Source organism: Lentisphaera araneosa HTCC2155, from assembly GCF_000170755.1.
Taxonomy (GTDB): Bacteria; Verrucomicrobiota; Lentisphaeria; order Lentisphaerales; family Lentisphaeraceae; genus Lentisphaera; species Lentisphaera araneosa.
In genome coordinates this window covers 138,765-159,774 of the sequence record NZ_ABCK01000004.1, presented here as the reverse complement: position 1 = coordinate 159,774, position 21,010 = coordinate 138,765, and the positions used below count along the sequence as shown (strand labels likewise).

15 protein-coding genes are annotated in these 21,010 nt (G+C 41.6%); 14 read left to right on the top strand and 1 reads right to left on the bottom strand.

Going from position 1 to position 21,010, the window contains the following annotated elements:
• Positions 1-84: 84 nt before the first annotated feature.
• The 5 genes from LNTAR_RS05105 to ltrA all read left to right on the top strand — a co-directional run bounded on the left by LNTAR_RS05105 (position 85) and on the right by ltrA (position 9,690).
• Positions 85-1,455: a DUF1501 domain-containing protein gene (locus LNTAR_RS05105; RefSeq protein WP_007277571.1), complete on the top strand. Its 1,371-nt coding sequence runs from the start codon at positions 85-87 to the stop codon at positions 1,453-1,455.
• On the top strand, positions 1,452-4,976 hold the full coding sequence (locus tag LNTAR_RS25175; protein WP_007277570.1) for a DUF1553 domain-containing protein: 3,525 nt from the start codon (positions 1,452-1,454) through the stop codon (positions 4,974-4,976). Before LNTAR_RS05105 ends, LNTAR_RS25175 begins: the two co-directional genes overlap by 4 nt.
• A gap of 11 nt (positions 4,977-4,987) precedes the next feature.
• Positions 4,988-7,123, top strand: a complete 2,136-nt coding sequence (locus LNTAR_RS05095; RefSeq protein ID WP_007277569.1) for a c-type cytochrome domain-containing protein — start codon at positions 4,988-4,990, stop codon at positions 7,121-7,123.
• A gap of 13 nt (positions 7,124-7,136) precedes the next feature.
• Complete coding sequence (locus tag LNTAR_RS05090; protein ID WP_007277568.1) at positions 7,137-7,814, top strand: M90 metallopeptidase family protein; 678 nt, start codon at positions 7,137-7,139, stop codon at positions 7,812-7,814.
• A gap of 547 nt (positions 7,815-8,361) precedes the next feature.
• The gene (gene ltrA, locus LNTAR_RS05085; RefSeq protein ID WP_007277567.1) at positions 8,362-9,690 is read left to right on the top strand and encodes a group II intron reverse transcriptase/maturase; all 1,329 of its coding nucleotides are present in this window, start codon (positions 8,362-8,364) and stop codon (positions 9,688-9,690) included.
• A gap of 87 nt (positions 9,691-9,777) precedes the next feature.
• Here ltrA and LNTAR_RS05080 read toward each other — a convergent pair whose 3' ends face one another.
• Positions 9,778-10,920 (bottom strand): FG-GAP repeat domain-containing protein, encoded by a 1,143-nt coding sequence (locus tag LNTAR_RS05080; RefSeq protein WP_007277566.1) that lies wholly within the window; start codon positions 10,918-10,920, stop codon positions 9,778-9,780.
• A 176-nt stretch (positions 10,921-11,096) separates the two neighbouring features.
• On the opposite strand from LNTAR_RS05080, the gene LNTAR_RS05075 reads away from it, so the two are divergent.
• From LNTAR_RS05075 to LNTAR_RS05030, 9 genes are all read left to right on the top strand, one after another.
• On the top strand, positions 11,097-11,699 hold the full coding sequence (locus tag LNTAR_RS05075) for a glycosyl hydrolase family 28-related protein (protein WP_007277565.1): 603 nt from the start codon (positions 11,097-11,099) through the stop codon (positions 11,697-11,699).
• Positions 11,700-12,654: 955 nt separating this feature from the next.
• Positions 12,655-14,214 (top strand): sulfatase family protein, encoded by a 1,560-nt coding sequence (locus LNTAR_RS05065; protein ID WP_007277563.1) that lies wholly within the window; start codon positions 12,655-12,657, stop codon positions 14,212-14,214.
• A gap of 136 nt (positions 14,215-14,350) precedes the next feature.
• Complete coding sequence (locus LNTAR_RS05060; protein ID WP_007277562.1) at positions 14,351-14,566, top strand: type II secretion system protein; 216 nt, start codon at positions 14,351-14,353, stop codon at positions 14,564-14,566.
• Between the two features lie 63 nt (positions 14,567-14,629).
• Positions 14,630-15,508: a DUF1670 domain-containing protein gene (locus LNTAR_RS05055; RefSeq protein WP_007277561.1), complete on the top strand. Its 879-nt coding sequence runs from the start codon at positions 14,630-14,632 to the stop codon at positions 15,506-15,508.
• Positions 15,505-16,362: a DUF1670 domain-containing protein gene (locus LNTAR_RS05050; protein WP_007277560.1), complete on the top strand. Its 858-nt coding sequence runs from the start codon at positions 15,505-15,507 to the stop codon at positions 16,360-16,362. The genes LNTAR_RS05055 and LNTAR_RS05050 overlap by 4 nt, the downstream gene beginning before the upstream one ends.
• Before the next feature lie 149 nt (positions 16,363-16,511).
• Entirely contained in the window at positions 16,512-16,952 is a 441-nt protein-coding gene (locus LNTAR_RS05045) for a hypothetical protein (RefSeq protein ID WP_157473253.1), read from the top strand.
• A 344-nt stretch (positions 16,953-17,296) separates the two neighbouring features.
• The gene (djlA, locus tag LNTAR_RS05040) at positions 17,297-18,061 is read left to right on the top strand and encodes a co-chaperone DjlA (RefSeq protein ID WP_007277558.1); all 765 of its coding nucleotides are present in this window, start codon (positions 17,297-17,299) and stop codon (positions 18,059-18,061) included.
• Positions 18,062-19,377: 1,316 nt separating this feature from the next.
• The gene (locus LNTAR_RS05035; RefSeq protein WP_007277557.1) at positions 19,378-19,575 is read left to right on the top strand and encodes a hypothetical protein; all 198 of its coding nucleotides are present in this window, start codon (positions 19,378-19,380) and stop codon (positions 19,573-19,575) included.
• Between the two features lie 71 nt (positions 19,576-19,646).
• On the top strand, positions 19,647-20,717 hold the full coding sequence (locus LNTAR_RS05030) for an alkaline phosphatase D family protein (RefSeq protein WP_007277556.1): 1,071 nt from the start codon (positions 19,647-19,649) through the stop codon (positions 20,715-20,717).
• Positions 20,718-21,010: the final 293 nt, after the last annotated feature.

The window sequence follows — 21,010 nt, the reverse complement described above, 5'->3', positions numbered from 1 at the left end:
TTGACACAAAGCTAGTGGCACAGTGTTAATACTTATGTTACTTATTATATATAAATACAATGAATGAAATTATTAAGGACTGAGATGGATTTTAATAGACGAAACTTTATAAAAAGCTTGAGTGCGGGTGCCTTAGCTCCTTCACTTATGGCGAGTTCAGGCCGTCGTATCAAGGCACAAGCCAAACAGGTTTTGGTTATCTTTGAGCAAGGTGGCGTTTCACAGATCGATACCTTTGACCCCAAACCTATGGCGAATATCATTCATCGTAGCCCCTTTAAAACAATTAAAACAAAAGTACCAGGTATTCATTTTACGGAACTTATGAATCGAACGGCTAAAGTTGCGGATCGTCTCACAGTGGTTCGTTCCATGTATCAAAAGAAAGCTTCGATTGGTAACTCTCACCCCTTAGGTTCTCAATACATTATGTCAGCTGGTGATCCCACGGGCCCTGTGGAACTCCCCGATATCGGTTCAGTGATTGCTCATCATAAAGGTCGACTAGCGCCCTACTTGCCGGCTTATGTTCACGAATCAACTGGGGAACAATCCGTATTTGCTTCCCGTTTAGGTTTCCTCGAGGCAAAAGACAAAGCCTTTGCGATTAAATATGGCGAAGTCAATGGCCTTGGACTCAGCAAAGAAGCGATAGAACAATTACTCGAGCGTCGCAAACTTCTTTCCAAGCTCAATTCTGGCTTAGGAAAAAGTACTTCCGATCAAATCCTTGCCATGCAAACTTTTTCTCAGCAAGCAGAAGAAATGCTCATCAACCCCAATACCGTCGCTGCTTTTGACTTATCTAGTGAACCCGATCACATCAAAAAAATGTACGGACCTGAACAAAAAGAACTCCGTCAACGTGCCGATCTTTATATGTTGGGCCGCAAGCTCATTGAATCAGGTGTGCGTTACGTCTGCATTGATACAAAATTTAGAAATATCGATAATAGATACCCTGGTGGCGGCAACATGAACTGGGATCATCACGACGCGATTTATTCTAAAACACATACCAATATTCCTGGCGGTGGTGCCGGCGGTGGTCGTTATGGAATCGGAACTTGGCCGATGATGGGCAGTACTGACTGGGCTTTTTCTGGGCTCATAGAAGATATGGATCAACGCGGTTTATTGGAAGACACCCTAGTTTGCTTTGTTACTGAACTCGGTCGTACCCCAAAAATCAATGAACGCCAAGGACGTGATCACTGGACTCACGCCTTCTCTTATGCCTTTGCGGGTGCAGGAGTCCCCCGCGGACATGTTGTCGGAGAAACGGATAAAGATGGTTATTACATAACGAGTTCACGTGGTTATACCATCGAGGACTTCGGAGCCACTGTACTAGAAAAAATGGGTATAGATAACGAAGCTCCTATTCACACTCCTGGTGGACGTCCCATGTTTATCGCAAAAGGTGGCCACGCTATTCCGGAGCTTTTCGCATGAAAAATTTAATCATCAAATTCTTTTTATTTTTCACTACTTTTGCGGGCTTCGCAGAAGATATTGTAAAAATCTCTGTGCTTCCCAAAGCAATCAAACTCACAAGCGCACGTTCTTGTGCGCAAATCCTCGTCACGGGCTACACACAAGATGGTCAAACTATTGACCTTAGCCGCAAAGCTAAATTCTCCCATAATCATATGGTGAAAATTGAAGACGCTTATGTAAGCCCACTAGCAAATGGCCAAAGTTCTATCAAGGTCACCTATGGCAAGCTATCGAAAAGCATCCCGCTTCAAGTCAGTTCTACAGATAAAAATGACCCCGTTTCATTTAACTGGGAAACACTTGCGATCCTAACGAAGCAAGGCTGTAATGGCGGTGGCTGTCACGGTAAGCCAAATGGTCGTGGAGCTCTTGAACTCTCGCTCAATGCTTTTGATCCAGACTTTGACGAAACCAACCTCATTCGCGGTGCCATGGGCCGCTTTCTGCAACCCATTTCTCCCGAGCAAAGTTTACTGCTTAAAAAACCTACCATGCAAGTGGGACACGTGGGCGGTAAGCGCTTAGACAAAGATTCCCTACAATACAATTTGCTTCTTCAATGGATTAAAGAAGGCGCACGTTCTGACAAAGGCGAGAAAAAACTTAAGAGCCTCAAAGTCTTCCCAAATGACCGCGCTTTAGAATTTCCCAATCAAGATCAACAACTTTCCGTTTGGGCCTTTTTCGAAGATGGTAGCTTTAAAGATGTTACCCGCATTGCCATGTACACAACTTCACACAAACGCGTTGCCACCGTTAATGAAAATGGTCTCGTGAGTGGCCATGATCGTGGTCAATCGGCGATTTCGGTACGCTACATAGACGATGTAGTTACAGTTAACTTCACCATGGTTAAAAATATTGATAAGTTTAAATGGCAGGCGCCCAAAGAAAATAATTACATCGATACACTTGTGAATAATAAATTGCGTCAATTGCAATACCTTCCCTCCCATAGCATTGATGATTCGACTTTCATTCGTCGAGTCTCTCTCGACACTCGAGGACAACTCCCCTCTGCGAATGAAGTTCAAGCTTTTGTAGCTAACAAGAAGGCCAATAAACGTGCTCAACTAATTGATCAATATCTCGATACAGATGCTTTCGCACGTTTTTACTCGATGAAGATTGCTGACTTACTCAAAATTAATACGCAAGAACTCACTCCAGAAAATGCCGCCAAATACAGTCGTTGGATATATCAAAGCACCAAAGCTAACATGCCCTTTGATAAATTCACTGAAGAATTGTTGATGTCTTCGGGGCATACAGATTTTGAACCACGTGCTAACTTCTTTCGTACCACAAAAGATAGTAAAATGGTAACAGAGTCGGTTTCTCAACTCTTTATGGGCTCACGCCTAACTTGTGCGCAATGTCACAATCACCCTTACGAGAGTTGGACCCAAGATAATTACTATCAGATCACTTCTGCCTTTAACAATATTGATCGTATCACTCTCGATCAAAAGAAGGGCAATACACCGAATCGCAAAACTATTCTTATCAACGCAAACAAAGTTCGAAATACGGCTAATCCTCGAACAAAAATCCAACAACTACCATGGCCAATCAATGTTAAACGAGAGTCAAAAGACGATCCTCGCAAAGCTTTTGTGCAGTGGTTGACGGCTAAGGATAACCCCTACTTTGCCAAAACTGAAGTGAATCGAATTTGGTCCTACCTCATCGGTCGTGGCATTGTTATGCCAGTGGATGATTTTCGCCCTTCCAACCCACCCACAAATAAGGAACTGCTCGACGCACTTGCCAAAGATTTTGCGGATTCAGGCTATGATCGTAAACATATTTTTAGGCAAATCCTCAACTCTCAAACTTATCAGCGCAGTACAGAAACGAATGAGTTCAACCAAGAGGATTCAGAACTCTTCTCTCATGCTCGCCCCCGACTGCTCAGTGCTGAACAAGTCAAAGATGCAATTCTCGTGCTCTGCGATGCTCCTGATCCACAAAAAATGAATAAAGATCAAGCCATGGCAACACAAAAGCTCAATGCAGCCAAGGCTTTGCAGAAAAAACTTGATCAGAGTTTCCCCGCATGGCTTAAGCTAAATCAGAAGGAACTTAAATGGGTAGACCTAACAGCGAGCCAAGCAACACAATTCATTCAAAAAGAGGGCTTCAAAAAATTAAAGCCCTCGGAATATATCGAAAGCTCTGTTTCCAACGTAAAGAATGAAAACCTGGGAACATCGCGTTCTTTCCACCCACTGAATGCGGGTACTTTAAGTGCCATACGTTTTGTTTTTGCGAAAAATGCAAAGGGCAAATACGGCAATGGACAGAAAAATGCCTTAGGCCTCTCTAAACAAAGTGCATGGATTACTACTAAGGGCGTAGGTACAAAAGTGAAGTATATCGAGATTGATGCCAATCGCGATAACGCTATTGGCGAAATTGATTTAATCATGGATGGCAAAAACTTGAGTCCTAGTGCTAAGTTCAGTCACAGCGAAACAGGAGCGGCTTTCAAGCAACTCAGTGACGGAAAGTTTAATGCCGCAAAAACGAGTAAAAAATTCAAGATCGAATTCCCTTCAGAAACGACTCTGCAATTCCTAAGTCTGCATTTACACCACAATGCCACAGTCAAATTTTACAATCAAAAATCAGAGCTGGTTCACCAAGCTTCAATCACTTCTAGACGACGTTTAGACACGACAACAATCGCTCTGCCAAGTGTTCAGGCAATTCAAATTACCGCTGCCCAGTACTGGGAACAACATGGTAATAGCATTAAAACAAGAATCGTTGGCAAAGGCGGTCAATGGCAAGCTCATAGCACCGATAAACAAGCTCATTATGCCCTAGCCTTTAAGCCAATCAAAGTCGGCGCGAATCAAGTACTGGTTCTCGAACAAAATCATTTAGACAAAAAAGAAGGCCTATTTGCTAAGTTCAAGATTCAGTCCTCTAGTGATTCCGCAGCCATGAATCAAATTGCTTTAGAGAAAAGCGTTTTAAATATGGCTAAGAAATATTCCACTGCGGTTGATTGGGAAAAAAGTCTTATTCGCTATAAGTATTACCAAGCTTCACCACAGTACACGAAACTCCAAGATGAGTGGCAAGCAGCTCAAACAAAACTCGATAAAATTTTTGCAACACAAAAGCTTTACCCAGAGAAGTCTAAATTACTGACAGCTTTCGGCCAACCTGAACGCACCACAGTATGTGCTTGTGAAAGACCTGATTCCGTTGCTCTTGACCAAAGCCTGCAGTTAATGAACGGGGAATACATCAAAGAGAAACTCAATCATGTTCGTTTCGATAAAAAATTGAGTGCCGTTCAGAATATCAATCAACTTTATATCAATGCCTATTCGCGACAAGCTAAGTCAGACGAACTCAAAGTAGCTTCCGATCATATTGCGAAATCCGCAGACAAAGACTTGGCTTTACGCGACCTTTACTGGGTCATTGTTAACTCAAACGAATTTATTTTCCAGCACTAGGAGAGACCCGAATGAAAAAGATTATTCTTAGCACTCTACTCGCTCTCAGTCTCAACGCTGAAGTGAGTTTCAAAAAACATATTGCGCCCATACTCAAACAAAAATGTGAATCCTGTCACGGTGATCAAAAGAAGAAAGGTGGCTATGGCGTCGACACCTTTACTAAGTTCATGAAAGCAGGTAAAAGCGGTATTGAAGCAGTCGTGCCCAAAGATCCAGAAGATAGTTACCTCTACGAACTCTTGATTAGCGATGATGAGGATGATCGCATGCCACAGGATGATGACCCTCTTAGCAAAGAACAGATCAAACTCTTTAAGCAATGGATTGCGGAAGGCGCAAAATTTGATGGCGAGTCCACAGAAGATAAGCTCATTACCCTACTGCCTCCTCCAGTCCATCCTAAGCCTCCAAAAAACTACCCCACGGCCCTGCCCGTATTTACTTCAGTCTTTTCCCCTGATGGCAAAAAGATTTATTCGGCAGCCTATAACGAAGTGCTTGTTTGGGACCTCAAGGGTAAGCTTATTGATCGTATTGATGGACTTCCGCAAACAATCAATGCCATTGTTTTCTCCAATGATGGCCAGTCGATTTACGTGGCTGGTGGGGCTCCAGGAGAATATGGCGAGATCTCACGTGTGAATCTCAAAAACAAATCTAGGCAAAATATTGCCATGTGCGAAGATGTGGTTCTCGACCTTAAAGTCTCACCAGATGGAAGTAAACTCATTACAGGTGGTGCTGATAGCAATATTCGCGTCTTTGATTTAAAAAGTCAAAAATTGCTTTGGCGCAATAAACAACATGCCCACTGGGTCACAGGCCTCGCCGTGACTGATTACAGCTTTTTCGAAGAACAAGCCAAAAATCAAGGCCTACCCGATTTCTTGGTCTATACGGAATTCGAGAAAAAAGGAGGTGAACATAATCGTCAAATATGGAAGTTTGCCGATCGTACGATCATTCGTGAAGCTAACTGGCAACTCGAATTTAGTGCCGATAAAAACATCAAGTTAACTGACATCCGTGAAACGGGCATAGGCAAGACACGTGAAGTTAAAGAAACTCATTTTACTGGTAAGGAGCTAAAGCAGCATCAAAAAGTAATTGCTTACCTCAAACAACTGGATAAAACTTGGGGAGTTCAAGTTGATGCGCAACCCTTCTTACTGACTTCCTCTTTCGATAAAATGGTCAAAGTCTTTAATCTCAAAACTGGACTGCTTTTTACCACTTATAAAGGGCATTCAAAAGTCTACGGCAAAGTTAATGGTCACTTCAAAGTCTACTCTGTTGTAGCTCAAGAAAATAGCCTACTTGCTTGGTCCGCTGGCGGTGGTCGACATATTCATGGATGGAATCCGGTTCTCATTCGCGATGAAGATGGGACGGCAGGTGATATGGAAGAACGTTTTGCGAAAGAAGGCTCGGCTATTTTCCTAAAACATGATTTTAAGAAAAAAAATATCTTCAAAATCAATCAAGAAGGTGAACTACTTTGGGCCGTTGCAGACGATGGTTCCATCAAATCCTTTGTCATTCCACAAGATGGAAAATTTAATCCAGATCAAGCCGCAGAAAACTTCACCGCACAACTTCAAGATGATTATTTGATGTCCGTCGACATTAAAAATGGGAACATCATAACTGCAGGATTCAACGGAACTATTAGCCAGCTCAGCACCAAAAAGAAAAACGCAGAATTTACTGTGAGTGGAACTATTGGACAAAAAGGTCAAATGATTGAGCAATGCGTCGATGGCAACACAGCTAGTAAATGGTGTTTTTTTCACGAAGATAAAGAAGTCGTATGGCAAGCGAAATATAATCAGCCGGTGAGCATAAGTTCCTACCTATTAGCCTCAGCAGGAGACGTTCCCGACCGCGATCCGCGCGACTGGATTCTCGAGGCTTCAAATGATGGTAAAAACTGGACCGAAATTGACCGTCGATCTAATCAAGCAAAATTTGAAAAAAGACGCATGAGTCAATCATATCAACTCAATCAAAGTTCTGATGAATTCATGCAGTTCCGTTTTCGATTCACCAAAGTCAATGGGGCCAATATGTTTCAGCTCTCGCTAATCGAACTCAAAGAATCTAGCTCTGGCCAATCCTTCGCGGCTTATCCAAAAAAGCTTTAACTTGATTACTTTTATGAAAACAATGAAAATCATAGTGATAGGCATCATTATGATTTCTAGTGCTGGGGCTGGAGCTGCGGACTACCTTAAAAAAGATCTTAAAGACTGGCCAATTTATTACCAAGACATAAATGACACTTCAAAAAACAAAGTCATCAAGCAAGCCCTCATTCAGCTCGAGAAGGACTTAACTAAACTTGAGACTTTACTTAGTAAAAAGCACCTCAGAAAGCTCAAAAAAGTAGCCATTTGGATTACTTACAATTCAGAGCCTGGAGCCGCTTATCACCCCTCCGAACAATGGCTAAAAAATAACAATCGCAATCCGAAAATGGCTAAGGCTATAGAAATACAAAATGCCCAGAACTACGTCGATTGGGTAAAGACTCAGCCCATGCTTATCTTGCACGAGCTCGCCCATGCTTATCATCATCAAGTCCTAGGCTTTAATCATAAAGAAATCCTCCAAGCCTATAACAATGCAAAAAAACAAGGAAGCTACGATTCCGTTGAATACATCCTTGGTGGCAAGAAAAAGGCCTATGCCATGAATAATGAAAAAGAATACTTTTCAGAACTAACAGAAGCCTACTTTGGCAAAAACGATTTCTACCCCTTCACGCGTGCGCAACTCAAGCAACACGACCCCCAAGTATACCAATTGATACATAGAATTTGGACCCAGAAATAAGCTTACGAACGGTCTTGCAGTGAGTTAATTTTCTTTTCCGCAAATGCCAAGCTGGAGCTTGGCGATCGGTCGCCTGAGAGCGCACACAATCAGTGAGGTGAAAGTCCTCATCAACAAAGGCTGATTATGTTGTAGTCGAACCTAACTGCGTTGTCGTGAGGCGGGGTGGAGAGCAAGGCAAGGCGAAGCAGCAGTCCGTAGGATGACGAACTCGATTCGGCTTTATAGTACTGGCGAGCCTGCGATCGCGTGGCGAAGCTTGGAACGGAATGAAAATAATAATAATAAGGAGTAATTCTGAAGATCCTCTATGCTGAATGTCAGCGAGTAGCAAAGCAGTAGAGGAAGTCTATAGAGTGGTTGGAGACGGAATGCGGTGAAGGTTGTGTGACGTTAATTAGGGAGATCTGCATGTGCAGTGCAATAAGGCATGCAGAAGTCAGAGCTCTCATAGTAGCGAAGAAGGCGGTGAAAGCTGTTAGAGCGAAGGAGAGTAGGAAGATGAAACTGAGAAGAAAAGAATGAAGGAGTGAAACAATTGTCAGAGATGACTAAACATACATGGGAGCACTTAGGGCGCACCGAAGAAATTCGTGCGTGGGCCTCGACTTCAGTCTGGACAGATCAGATGCTGGGAACTCTTGAAACAAGAGTTGAAGGTAAGAAATGGTATAGCTTAATAGATAAAGTAGCGCGAGAAGTAAACCTTATAGAAGCTTGGGAATCTGTTCGTGCAAACGGCGGGAGTCACGGGGTGGATATGGTGAGCTTGGATCGTTACGAATCAGAGCTAGAGCACAATACAAAGCAATTGATGAAGCAACTGCAGGCAGGGACTTACCTACCACAATGCGTTCGCAGGGTAGAGATCCCAAAAGCAGATGGTAAAACGCGTGCTTTGGGAATACCGACCGTGCGCGATAGAGTTGTTCAGACTGCGCTCAAGAATGTTATTGAACCGATATATGATGTGGATTTTTCTACACAAAGTTTTGGTTTTCGTCCGCAACGTGGATGTAAAGATGCGCTTCGGCGTGTTCATCATCTACTTACGCAGGGACAGCTCTACGTCATTGATGCGGATATTCAAAGTTACTTTGATATGATACCGCACGACAAACTCATGGAACGAGTCAAAGAAAAAATAAGCGATGGCAAGACCCTAGATCTTATAGAAGCTTTCCTCAAAGCAGGAATATTTGATGGGATCAAGGAGTGGGATCCCGAGAAAGGGACTCCGCAAGGAGGCGTAATTAGCCCACTACTTGCCAATATTTACCTCAATGAATTCGACCACAGGATGACAGCGGCTGGCTTTGAAATCGTAAGGTATGCGGATGACTTTCTGGTGATGTGTAATAATGCGAAATCGGCTAAGAGGGGCTTGCGCAAAATCAAGCGTTGGATGAAGGCTCATGGTCTGAACCTCCATCCCGATAAAACCCGAATTGCCGACATGAATCAGCAGGATGAGTACTTTGAATTTCTAGGTTATCACTTTGAGCGCTCGAAAAGAACGGGCAGGATAAATAGGTGGCCAAGAAAACAGAGTATGGCTAAAATGAAAGACACTGTGCGAAAGCATACGAGGCGTTGTAACTGGCAATCGGTAGAAGAAATCATTAAAGGTCTCAGGCCTAGTCTCAAAGGTTGGTATGAGTACTTCAAACACTCAAATCGTTGGGCTATGCTCGAAGTTGATGCTTTCTTTCGTCGAAGGTTACGAAGTATTATCGCTAAGTACAATCGTAAGAAAGGTTCACATCGCTTTATAGATAACAGGAAATATACCAAGAAATACTTTGCAGAGCTAGGGTTCTTTTCACTGGAAGAGGCTTGGCTATTGGAATCTCAGTCTCTTCGGAGTAAGCATTGACCGGAGAGCCGTATGCGGGAGATCCGCACGTACGGTTCGGAAGGAGGGGAGGCTCCGCAAGGAGCTTTCCCTACCCTTATCCAAACACTATTTCTGAAAATAAATCCTCACGTTTTTCTCTTTCCAACCTCCCAGAAGAAAGTCGAGCTTGCCATCGCCATTAATATCGCGAATCCTCACATCGTAAGCTGTTTGATCTTTGCTGATGATATGGCGAGTATAATTTCCTTTACCATCATTTTCGTACCACTCGAGCCTTCGTGAGTCATTGCCACAGGCGACGAGGTCAATATCACCATCAGCATCTACATCGGCAATATCCATTGTATGAGGTCTATCTAATTCCTGATCAATTTCTATGGCTTTAAATTCGGGTGCCTTAAACCACACTAAGCCTTTGCCATGACCACGAGAGGCAATTAAGTCATTTTTTCCATCTCCATTGATGTCTGCCCCATACATGTGGGTGGCGCCTATTTGCTCATTAAATACTTTGACCTTTTCCCAAGGTTTAAGGCGATTATTCCCTGCTTTCCAAATAGCAAAGTAATTGCCGTTTTCAAAGGGTTCTCCTTTGGCACCGACAAACATTTCTTTTTTGCCATCCCCATCAATATCCGCCATCGACATATAATGGCTTCCCCCAGGAGCATCTTTATCCGCAAGCGGATAAGCTTTCCAAGCTTTGGGGTCTCTTGGCTTAGCCGGAATCGGATAGCAAACTATAGATGAATGAAAAAGATTCTTTGTTGGTCCTTTAGGAGCTTTTGTCTGTTCTGGACGAAAATTATTGACAATAATATCTAGCTTGCCATCCTCATCGGCATCCGCAATCAAAACGCAATGACATGCGGAAAAATCCAAAGTTATTTGATGAAAAGTCCATTGATCAGTAGGTGTATCGGGGCATTCTACCCAGTAAATACCCAAGCCCGTACCCACAAAATCCATGTCTCCATCACCATCCACATCCATCAGACGCGAGTGAATAGCCTGTTTTTTAAAATCACTTGGCATATCTAAAACAGCTTTAACTTTATATTCCGGACCCATGGCAAGATTTAATTGTCTATTCGCAGTGAAAATTATATCTCCATGACCATTGCCATCATAATCCCACACTTGTGCTGAATGAACAACTTCACCAGAAAAAATTTCGCTCCTTTCAAACTTGAGTTCGGCGTAAACAAACTGGCTTAAAACACATGCCATAAACAATAATTTATTCATATTAAAAATCCTATTAATTTATGAATCTATACAGTTCAAAGAGATCATCTTATACTCACATTTCATTATAAGAGACAAAATATCTCGCTAATTTTAGACACAACACCTTTAAAAGGTCTAAATAAGAGAATTTAAACTGTATCTTTTGGGAAAATAATTTTTAGGATATGAGCTCTATGCCTTATAAAATAATACTCTTTCTTCTTTTGTTTCATTTTCACAAAGGTCATTCCGAGGTGCAGTACTCCAAGCTCTGGGGTAAAGAAGGCGAACTCTGGTCAGCAAGTAGTCAGCTTCCCGACTTCTCCTTTGCTGGTTATCGTTCGGGAGAAACACCTATCCCCGACATTCCCACAACCTCAAAAATCACAGATTTTGGCGTCGTACCAAATTCAGGTCAAGATGTCACAGCAGCCTTCAAAAAAGCTATTGCCGCTTCTCAAGGTGGTGCCATCTTTATTCCTGAGGGGCATTATCTACTTAGTGATATTCTTTGGATTAAAAAATCTAATATTGTCTTACGTGGAGCAGGACCAGAAAAAACAATCCTAGAGTTCACAAAGGACTTGGAAGATGTTCGCCCCAATATGGGTCAAACTACTTCAGGAAAGACAACTTCAAACTATTCTTGGTCAGGGGGTTTTATATATGGTTCAAGGGCTCTTTTAGGGAAAAATTCATCTCAAAAATCACCGGTGAACAAAGTCGCGGCAGCCAGCAGATTAAAGTTGCGAAGTCCGCAAATTTACAACTGGGTCAATACATCACCATTGAATTAACAGAAGATGAGGATCGATCCTTAATTCAAGAACTCTATTCAAATGATACCGGCGACATCTCTAATCTTAAAAGAACGGTCAAAACTAAACTCACCACAAAAATCACTGCCATTGAGGGAAATCAAATTAGTATTGAACGCCCTCTTCCTTTTGATATTAAATTGAAATGGAAGCCCTTTATCAAAACTTTTAATCCTTCGGTCACAGAGAGTGGCATCGAAAACCTCAGTATCTCCTTTGCCAATACGGCTTATCAAGGCCACTTTTCTGAACGTGGCAAAAATGGCATTGCTTTTAATGCCGTCGCCCATTGCTGGCTTCGCAATGTTCACTTCCAAAATTGTGATAGCGGGCTTTTTATGAACGGTCAATTTTGTACGGCGACTCACTTAGTGTTTAAATCGGATCGCCTTCAAATAAAAAATAATAACAGGGGCTACACAGGTCATCACGGCCTCTCGGCGGGTAGCGATTGCCTCTTCACTGACTTTGACTTTCAAACTCATTTTATTCACGACTTAGGACTCAATTACGGGAACTCTAGTAATGTTTTTAAAAATGGCAAGGGAGTCAACCTTAGTCTCGATCATCATCGCCAAGCTCCCTACGACAACCTCTTCTCTAATCTCGACGCAGGAATTGGTAGTGATTTATGGCGTTGCGGAGGTGGCAAAGGTTTGGGCAAGCATTGTGGGGCCCGGGGGACTTTTTGGAATATCAAAACGCAAAAGAAAATTGATTACCCCAAAGATGATTTTGGCCCCAATTCCCTCAATTTTATTGGTCTCAACTTCAAAAAAGATGCCCAGTCACAGGTCTTTAAACACGAAGACATCAAGAATAATACAGTTTCTCCTGAGGACCTTCATTCTGCTCAATTAAAAAAACGCTTAAAGCAAAGATCCAAACTCCAGAAATGATTCTGTATATGTAGTAAAATTATATAAGGTACAAAATGCGCACATTACTTCTTATCACATTTTCTCTCTTGGGATTCATCTCTATTGCTGACAAAAAAAAGCTCCCCAATTTTATTTATTGTATCACTGATGACCAAGGCTGGGGCGATGTTGGCTATAATGGTCACCCGATCCTCAAAACTCCCGAACTCGATGCTATGGCAGCTGATGGCCTACGCTGCGATCGCTTTTACGCTGCGGCATCTGTTTGTAGTCCGACTCGAGCTACGGTAGTTACTGGCCGCAATAACTGGCGTGTGAATATCAGTTCCCCTACTGCTTACGGCGAGGCTTCTTTACCAAAAGAAGAAATTACTTTGGGTCAATACCTCAAACCACTTGGTTATACTTCGGCTCATTTCGGTAAATGGCATATTGGTGAGTTCGATAAAGAGATTGCCAAACATCATTATATGCCCCCCTGGGAAGCTGGTTTTGATGTTACTTTTTCTACGCGCAATGTCATTGCAACTTATGATCCCTACCAAAAAGCGAGCAAAGGCAAAAGTGGTGATGAATTACTGAAGGCCAATAAGATGCTCTACTATGATAATGGTGTGATGATCCCTATGGAAAAAGCGCTGAATGACCCCAGTTTAAAGGGAGATGATAGCCGTATTGTCATGGATCGTGCTGAAACTTTCATCCGCGACATGGCCAAAGATGACAAGCCCTTTTACATCTACCTCTGTTTCCATGCCGTTCATACTCCCTTGGTCACCATTCCTGAATATCACAAAAAATTCTATTCCGATTTAGATGCAAAGTCCGCAAATTACTTTAGTAATATCTCTGCCATTGATGGTCAAATGGGACGTTTGCGCAAACTTTTACGCGAACTCAATATTGCCGACAATACCATGCTGTGGTACTCCAGTGATAATGGCCCTAACCTCAAAAAGAAAGACAATATAAAATATGGCGAAGCCCAAGATGGAAAATTTAATTACACCCCCATTGGTTCTACTGGTGCCTACAAAGGCTGGAAGCGTTACCTCTGGGAAGGTGGCGTTCGCGTCTGTGGTTTAGTCGAATGGCCCGCAATGATTAAACAAGGCATCGATCATGACTACCCGATAGTGACCACTGACTTTGTTCCCACTGCACTGGCTGCAGTAGGAATCTCTCCTAATCCCAATAAACCTATAGATGGAGAAAACCTACTTCCGTACTTTAAAGGCGAAGTTAGTAAACGTCAGACCCCCATAGGTTTTCACTCCAATGGCTGGGATGCATGGATGACTCATCGCTACAAAATTGTCAAAGGCGGAAAACCTGGTCAGGGAACCGAAGGTGAATGGGAACTTTACGATATGATTAATGACCCACTCGAAGAAAATAATATTGCCAAAGAAAATCCTGAAGTCTTTCAACAACTCTACAAAGACTGGGAAGTTTGGGCTGCGGATGCCGCAAAAGATTGTGCGACTACAATGGATAAATATCCGCCCATCCCAGGTTTAAAGCACCTCACAAAACAAGGTAAAAGTAGCGATGGTAACAAGGATAAAAAAGCTAAAGGTAAAAACAAGAAGAAAAACGACAGTAAGGACTGAAGCCTGAAATACACAATTAATCATATATAATAATATTAAAAATATTTATAAATAATACAATTTTTTGTGGTTTTTTGTTAAAAGTATTAAATGAACTATGTATTGATTTTAAAGACAATCAAAACTAGGGTTCACTATGTCTATAAAACGGAAACAGAAGTTCACATTAATCGAGGTGCTCGTCGTTGTGGCGATTATTGGCATTTTGGCGAGCTTCCTCATGCCTGTATTAAGTAAAGCCAGAAAGAAAAGCCTTATTAGTGTTTGTTTAAACAATCAAAAGCAACTCGCGACTGCAGTCGTCATGTATTACGATTCAGTCATTTGTCCGGTAAGTATCGCTAGATACTAAAAAAGTGTAGTGTCCCCTTATAAATTGTTCTACCAAAAAGCAAAAAATAAGGAGCACTACACCATGAGTATACAAATAGCGAACTCTCAAGAAAATCAAAGTCGTCGCTTATCTTTAAAAACAATGAACCAGCAAATGAGTCACTTGGCGGTTCATGGAGCGGGCCTAAGTCCCTGGGAAGCCAAAGAACTGGTTCGCATGATAGATGAGGTCTATTTTTCCTATAGCCAAAAGGAACTTAAAGAAGGTCAACTCAAGTACAACTGCGTCTCGACCAAGGAAGGTGCAGGTAAGGCACTCAAAGACTGTGAAATGATAAGCGTCACTCTAAGTGTATTCAGTGATTTTGACGAAGAAGAGTTGCCCAATAGAAAAAATAAACAACGGCAAGTTGTTCGCCGTCAGCGTAGGTTAATACGTTTGAGCGAAGAGGCTCGCGATCAAGGAGGTCTATTAAGCCAGGAGGATTTGGCCAAGCTGTTGATGTGCGATACAAAAACGATCCGACGTGATATCAAACACTTACAAGAGGAAGGTATTGTCATTCCGACGCGTGGCCAACAAAAAGATATTGGTCCTGGAGTTACACACCGTGAATTGGTCATTCGTCATTGGGTGGAAGGCAAAGAAGAAGTTGAAGTTGCGAGTGCTACAAAACATTCGATGGGCGCCGTTGAGAGTTACCTTCAAAAGTTTAAAGTTGCGGTTTACTTACGGGTAGGGAAGAGCTTCACTGACCATGAAATCGCGGTAGTTGCAGGAATCTCACAACGCGGCGTGAAGACATTCCTTAAGATTTACGACGAGTTTAAGAATAAAGATATGTTCAAACATCGTCTGGATGAAATCCTGCTTACAGGAGATGAATACTATAAGGAAGTTGGCGAAAAAAAAGACTCACTACTGTCGAATCTATCAAATCCCGTATGGAGCAGAGCATGAAGACGCATATTTCAGCGAATGAAGCAACTTACGGACCACAACAATATAAAACTTTTGCTGGAGCTTTAACAGCTTTTTTCTCAGAGGAGTGTCCGCAACTGGGAGGAATGAGGACTCGGCAAGTTTTGAGCTCAACTATTATCTCTATGGTCAATAAATTCTATCCCGAAACTTCTCATTTAAAACAGGGTCAGACGCCATGGGTGACCACTGACAAAAATGCGACTAAATCATACGGAAAAAAGATCAATCAAACACCTTTAGTGAGTGTTATCCTAGATTTAGTACGAGCAGAAGATATTCAAGAGCGCAAAGACGGTAAGAAGCTCAGAGACATAAAAAAGGAAGCTGTTGCAAGGATGCTCAAACAAAGTTATAAGCAAGGTGGCTGTATGACCTCGGTTGAATTAGCCATTCTTTTAAAGATCTCTCCACCAACTGTGGGTAAGTATATTAAAGAATGGGAACTGGAACACAATGAGGTCTTACCTCGAAGAGGTTCAATACATGATATGGGGCCAACTCTCACGCACAAAAAAATTATAATTGAAAAACTTTTCATAAAGAAACTCAGCGTTCAACAAGTAAGTCGTGAGACTTATCATTCATTCCAGGCTATCCAGCGTTATATCAGCAAATTTAAACAGGTTCTTATCTGTTATAAGAAGGGCATGAATATCAATGAGATCGCCAAAGTTATTGGAAATACACCCCGGTTAATCAAAGAATATGAAGCTATCATCTTGGAGTACAAAGACCGAGGGTTTGTTTTAGAGCAAATCATCAATACGGACGCAAAGGTGGACTCACAATACGAAACCATCGTCAATGACTTGAACTCTCAGAAAAACTAAATATCTGTACGTAAGGGGACAAATACACCTCACGGACAAATGACCTTATTTCAAGTGATAATGATTTTACTGCCCCCTCCTCCACTGGAGTGACATGGGATGATCGACTTGGAGGTGGTTATGATGGTAGGGCATTAACTTTACAAAAAATGACAAATAATAATATCAAGAGCCATCCTCTTTATGAATGTCCTTTAGATGCAAGAGTCAGAAGTAATGGGCGTCATACACGTTCTTACTCCATGAATCAAAAAGGTGGTGCCAATAGTGGATCTGCAAGGGGCATCGTAGGTACTAATTCACGACGTATTTCGGAGATAAATCAAACGAGCGATACACTACTGCTAATGGATTACTCTTCTGGAAGCAATCAACTTGGTTATACTAATCGCGCTATTCGCAAACCTAGTCACCTCAAAAATCCTGATGGTAATGATGAGGAATTTTGGACGCACGGCTGGGGTATGGCGAATTACATGATGGTAGATGGCTCTGCACGAGGATTGGGTTTCATGCAAACATTCTTAGGTTTAAAAAATCCTTGGGAAAATACTAACCCCGCCAACACCATGTGGGATAGCTACCGCTAAGCTTTGTTCTCTAAGTGATTTTTCATAGGTGCTTTGCACCGATAGAAAGTAGTGTCCACAGTGAGGTGCATGAATGATTTTATAAGTCCAGAGGACTCACGGCTGTGAGTCCGGCACTATTTCGAGCACGCCTTTAACTTATATTGTTAAAGTCAGAAGCCGTCAGCTTAATATCACAAAAACTTCAACTAGAGCAAAAGATTGAATTTACTGCTTTAAAACCCCTAAGTCACAGCTTTTTACCCAATTTTTGAAGGTGATTAATCTAGGAAAAGAAACTTGAAGAATTCGACTTGCTTATGAAGGCATGTAGTATGCTTCAAAAATAATTTTCGGAGAAATACATGTCTTGGTTTGGCAAAATCACGGGTGGAACACTCGGTTTCATGATGGGTGGGCCCTTAGGTGCTATTGCGGGTGCCGCCCTCGGCCACAGTTTATTTGATGCTGATTCACAGGATCAGCCACGCAGAATCACTTCTAGAGAAGAACAAGAAATGATCTTTTTTGTGAGTGTTTTTACTTTAGTAGGTAAGATGGCGAAAGCTGATGGAAAAATCACTCAAGATGAAATCAACTTCATCGAACACTTCATGGCGAATCAGCTTAAGTTAGGCCTCAAACAAAGAGAATACGCCATCTCTATTGTGCGTGCTTCAAAGGATGATAATACTCCCATCGAAGACTACCTAAAACAGTTTGCTCAGGTCTTTCCTCATTCCGATATGCATTTCATGCTTTACGAAGTTCTCTTCACTGTGGCGATGGCGGATGGTCATATCCACCCAGAGGAAGAAGCACTGCTAAGGAAAATCTCTCCCTACCTCAAAGTTCAGCGCAATATCTTTGAAGCAATGCAAGCAAGATTTAAAGGCGGTTCATCCAAAAGAAGTTCGGCAAGTGAATTAGCGAATCACTACAAAGTCCTGGACTGTACCCCAGAAATGAGTGATGCTGAAATCAAAAAGATCTATCGCAAGAAATGTCGAGAGTTTCACCCCGACACCCTCGCGAGTCGTGGTTTGTCTGAAGAATTTATGGAATTGGCCAACAATGAAATTGTCAAAATTAACGAAGCCTACGAAGCCATCAAAAAGTCGCGTAATTAATTCTTTTAGAAAAGTTAGCAGTTTGCAGATCGTTCGCAGGCGCACTGCAGTAAAGAGCTTGTTTTTTTGCTGGGAGCGCAGGCATATTGCCTGCATTAATGACTTTCTTCATATTCCGCCCGTCGATGGCTGGCAAGCCTCACAAGGATGGGGCGCAGAGTTAAAACATGCTTTTAGCTTTTTCCTTCGCTAATAGTTTACAATTGTCCTTCTTGGCGACTTAGCGTCTTGGCGTGAAATTATGTTTTATTTGGACTAGCACATGGGAGTTATTCTTAGATTTCTCTCGCGAAGACGCCAAGACACGAAGTTTTTGATTAGTACTTATGTTTTAAGAAACATTTCACCACGGAGTGCACCGAGAATACCGAGATGTTTTAAAACCATTCAAAATTTATAATTCAAAATTCAAAATTAAATATGCCTGTCGATGGCTGGCAAGCCTCGCTGGGATGGGGACAGCGTCCCTAAACTTCCGAATTAATGGCTTTTGCTGGGAGCGCAGGCGGCTCACCTGCATTAATGACTTTCTTCATATTCCGCCCGTCGATGGCTGGCAAGCCTCACAAGGATGGGGCGCAGAGTTAAAACATGCTTTTAGCTTTTTCCTTCGCTAATAGTTTACAATTGTCCTTCTTGGCGACTTAGCGTCTTGGCGTGAAATTATGTTTTATTTGGACTAGCACATGGGAGTTATTCTTAGATTTCTCTCGCGAAGACGCCAAGACACGAAGTTTTTGATTAGTACTTATGTTTTAAGAAACATTTCACCACGGAGTGCACCGAGAATACCGAGATGTTTTAAAACCATTCAAAATTTATAATTCAAAATTCAAAATTAAATATGCCTGTCGATGGCTGGCAAGCCACGCAGAGTCGCTAAGGCGCAGAGGATAAAGGGTTTTAAGATCGTTCTTTATGCACGAGCATGGGGATTTTCAAGATAATTGCCTCCAAAACAAATGTTCACAACAAATGAAAAAATAGGTTTTACCTTTATATGCACCATAGCCCCTCTACATTTAAAACAATGAAACTTCAGAAAAACACGAGCCTTCAGAAAAAAACAACCGCCTCATAAAACCATGTTAGCTAACTAAATAAAACGACGTAAAAATAGAGAAAACGATAAGTATTAATCAATTAAACATACCTTATTTTGCAATCATGGAAGGAGGACAATTCAATCACATGTAATATTTTAGATCTATAGATTAGTACTAATTATCTAATACTTGTCATACTAGGTCAGAGGGTGAAGTAATGAGTCTGTAAACAAATCCTTTCAAATATTCCCATCAAACATGAGACTCACCATGAAGCTATTCACAACATTACTCACCTTAGTTTTCAAATTTGGTATAACATCAATTCAAGCCTCTGAGAAAAAACCAAATATTCTCTTCATTCTTGCCGATGACCTAGGCTATAATGACCTTAGTATCCATGGCTGTAAACAATTTCAAGTACCTCATATTGATAGCGTTTTTATGTACCTGACTGATCACAACTAAGCCCGCTCCTTGGAAAAAGAAGAAAAGCTATATTTTAACGAAATATATTACAATAATAAAGGAAAAAAATAATGAAGCATTTAATAACTTTTATACTTATACTTGGAATCCCCTGTGTAAGCACCTTCGCTAGTACTCAGAGTATCTCTACTAATGTAGATCATTACTACGAAGTCGAGAAACTACCGCAAAGCATTGGTTTCGGTTCCTGTGCCAAGGAGTTTAAACCTCAGCCAATCCTCAAAACGATTGCAGATATGAACCCGGATTTATTTATTTATTTGGGAGATAATATTTATGCTGATTACCTAAATAAAAAGCAATATAGAGGAACCCCAGAGAGGCCTTATGTAGATGGTAAGGATCTGCAACACATGAAAGCCAAATATGCACAACTGGCAAAAAAAAAGGAGTTTATACACCTTAAAAAAACGACTAAGTTGATTGCTACTTGGGATGACCATGATTATGGTGCCAATGATTCCGGCAAAGAGTACCCCTATAAAGAACAATCGAAAAAAATATTTTTAGACTTCTGGGAAGAACCTAGCGACTCAAAACGTCGCCAGCGTGAAGGTATACATACTTCTTATTACTATAAAAATGGAAATAATAGCCTACAGATTCTCTTACTGGATACACGCACCTTTCGTGATCTTCTGAATACCAAAAATGGAAAGGTTTCCCCCCATACCGATCCAAAAAAAAGCATTCTTGGCAAGACTCAGTGGTCTTGGCTAGAAAATCAGTTAAACCTACCGGCCACACGACGTATTATTTGTACTAGTATTCAATTTGGGCATCAATTTAACGGCTATGAATCATGGACGAACTTTCCACATGAAAAACAGAAAATGCTTGACCTTATTGAGAAAACAAAAGTAAAAAACATCACCTTCATTTCCGGTGATGTTCACTGGGGAGAAATATCCAAAATCAAAGAAGGATTGTACGATATAACCGCCAGCGGACTCACAGAGACTTGGTATAAAACCTCCCCAAATAAATTCCGCGTTGGTAAAGCTATGAAAGAACATCATTTTGGCTGGTGTGAGTTCAACTGGGAGACAAAATCTGTCACCTTTCAACTTCGCAATAAAAAGAGCAAAGTTGTTAACGAATTAATAATACCTTCTCTCTAAAGATTATGTAGGCCTATTTCCCTAACGAATAAGATTAGATTTCGCTGATATTAAAGGGAACCCAAAGTAGCCGGAATCTTAATCAATGGTTGGACGAGCCCCATGCTCGGACCCCGCCCTATGTATTTAGCTTTTTAGCCTGAGGGAGATGAAGGGGTCAATTTTGCCCCAAAAAAGGCAATGGATACGCCTGTTTGACTAGATGGACTCACTACTTTTGTGAAGGTCGAGTCTTTTCCTAGGATTAATCGCAATCGAAAGATTTTTTGAAGGGCATTTATACTGAAATTCCT

Coding starts and splice junctions, on each gene's coding strand:
- LNTAR_RS05030 (WP_007277556.1), top strand. CDS start 19,647: ATGAAGCATTTAATAACTTTTATACTTATACTTGGAATCCCCTGTGTA.
- LNTAR_RS05055 (WP_007277561.1), top strand. CDS start 14,630: ATGAGTATACAAATAGCGAACTCTCAAGAAAATCAAAGTCGTCGCTTA.
- LNTAR_RS05080 (WP_007277566.1), bottom strand. CDS start 10,920: ATGAATAAATTATTGTTTATGGCATGTGTTTTAAGCCAGTTTGTTTAC.
- LNTAR_RS05090 (WP_007277568.1), top strand. CDS start 7,137: ATGAAAACAATGAAAATCATAGTGATAGGCATCATTATGATTTCTAGT.
- LNTAR_RS05060 (WP_007277562.1), top strand. CDS start 14,351: ATGTCTATAAAACGGAAACAGAAGTTCACATTAATCGAGGTGCTCGTC.
- djlA (WP_007277558.1), top strand. CDS start 17,297: ATGTCTTGGTTTGGCAAAATCACGGGTGGAACACTCGGTTTCATGATG.
- LNTAR_RS05105 (WP_007277571.1), top strand. CDS start 85: ATGGATTTTAATAGACGAAACTTTATAAAAAGCTTGAGTGCGGGTGCC.
- ltrA (WP_007277567.1), top strand. CDS start 8,362: ATGACTAAACATACATGGGAGCACTTAGGGCGCACCGAAGAAATTCGT.
- LNTAR_RS05050 (WP_007277560.1), top strand. CDS start 15,505: ATGAAGACGCATATTTCAGCGAATGAAGCAACTTACGGACCACAACAA.
- LNTAR_RS25175 (WP_007277570.1), top strand. CDS start 1,452: ATGAAAAATTTAATCATCAAATTCTTTTTATTTTTCACTACTTTTGCG.
- LNTAR_RS05035 (WP_007277557.1), top strand. CDS start 19,378: ATGAAGCTATTCACAACATTACTCACCTTAGTTTTCAAATTTGGTATA.
- LNTAR_RS05065 (WP_007277563.1), top strand. CDS start 12,655: ATGCGCACATTACTTCTTATCACATTTTCTCTCTTGGGATTCATCTCT.
- LNTAR_RS05075 (WP_007277565.1), top strand. CDS start 11,097: ATGCCTTATAAAATAATACTCTTTCTTCTTTTGTTTCATTTTCACAAA.
- LNTAR_RS05045 (WP_157473253.1), top strand. CDS start 16,512: ATGACAAATAATAATATCAAGAGCCATCCTCTTTATGAATGTCCTTTA.
- LNTAR_RS05095 (WP_007277569.1), top strand. CDS start 4,988: ATGAAAAAGATTATTCTTAGCACTCTACTCGCTCTCAGTCTCAACGCT.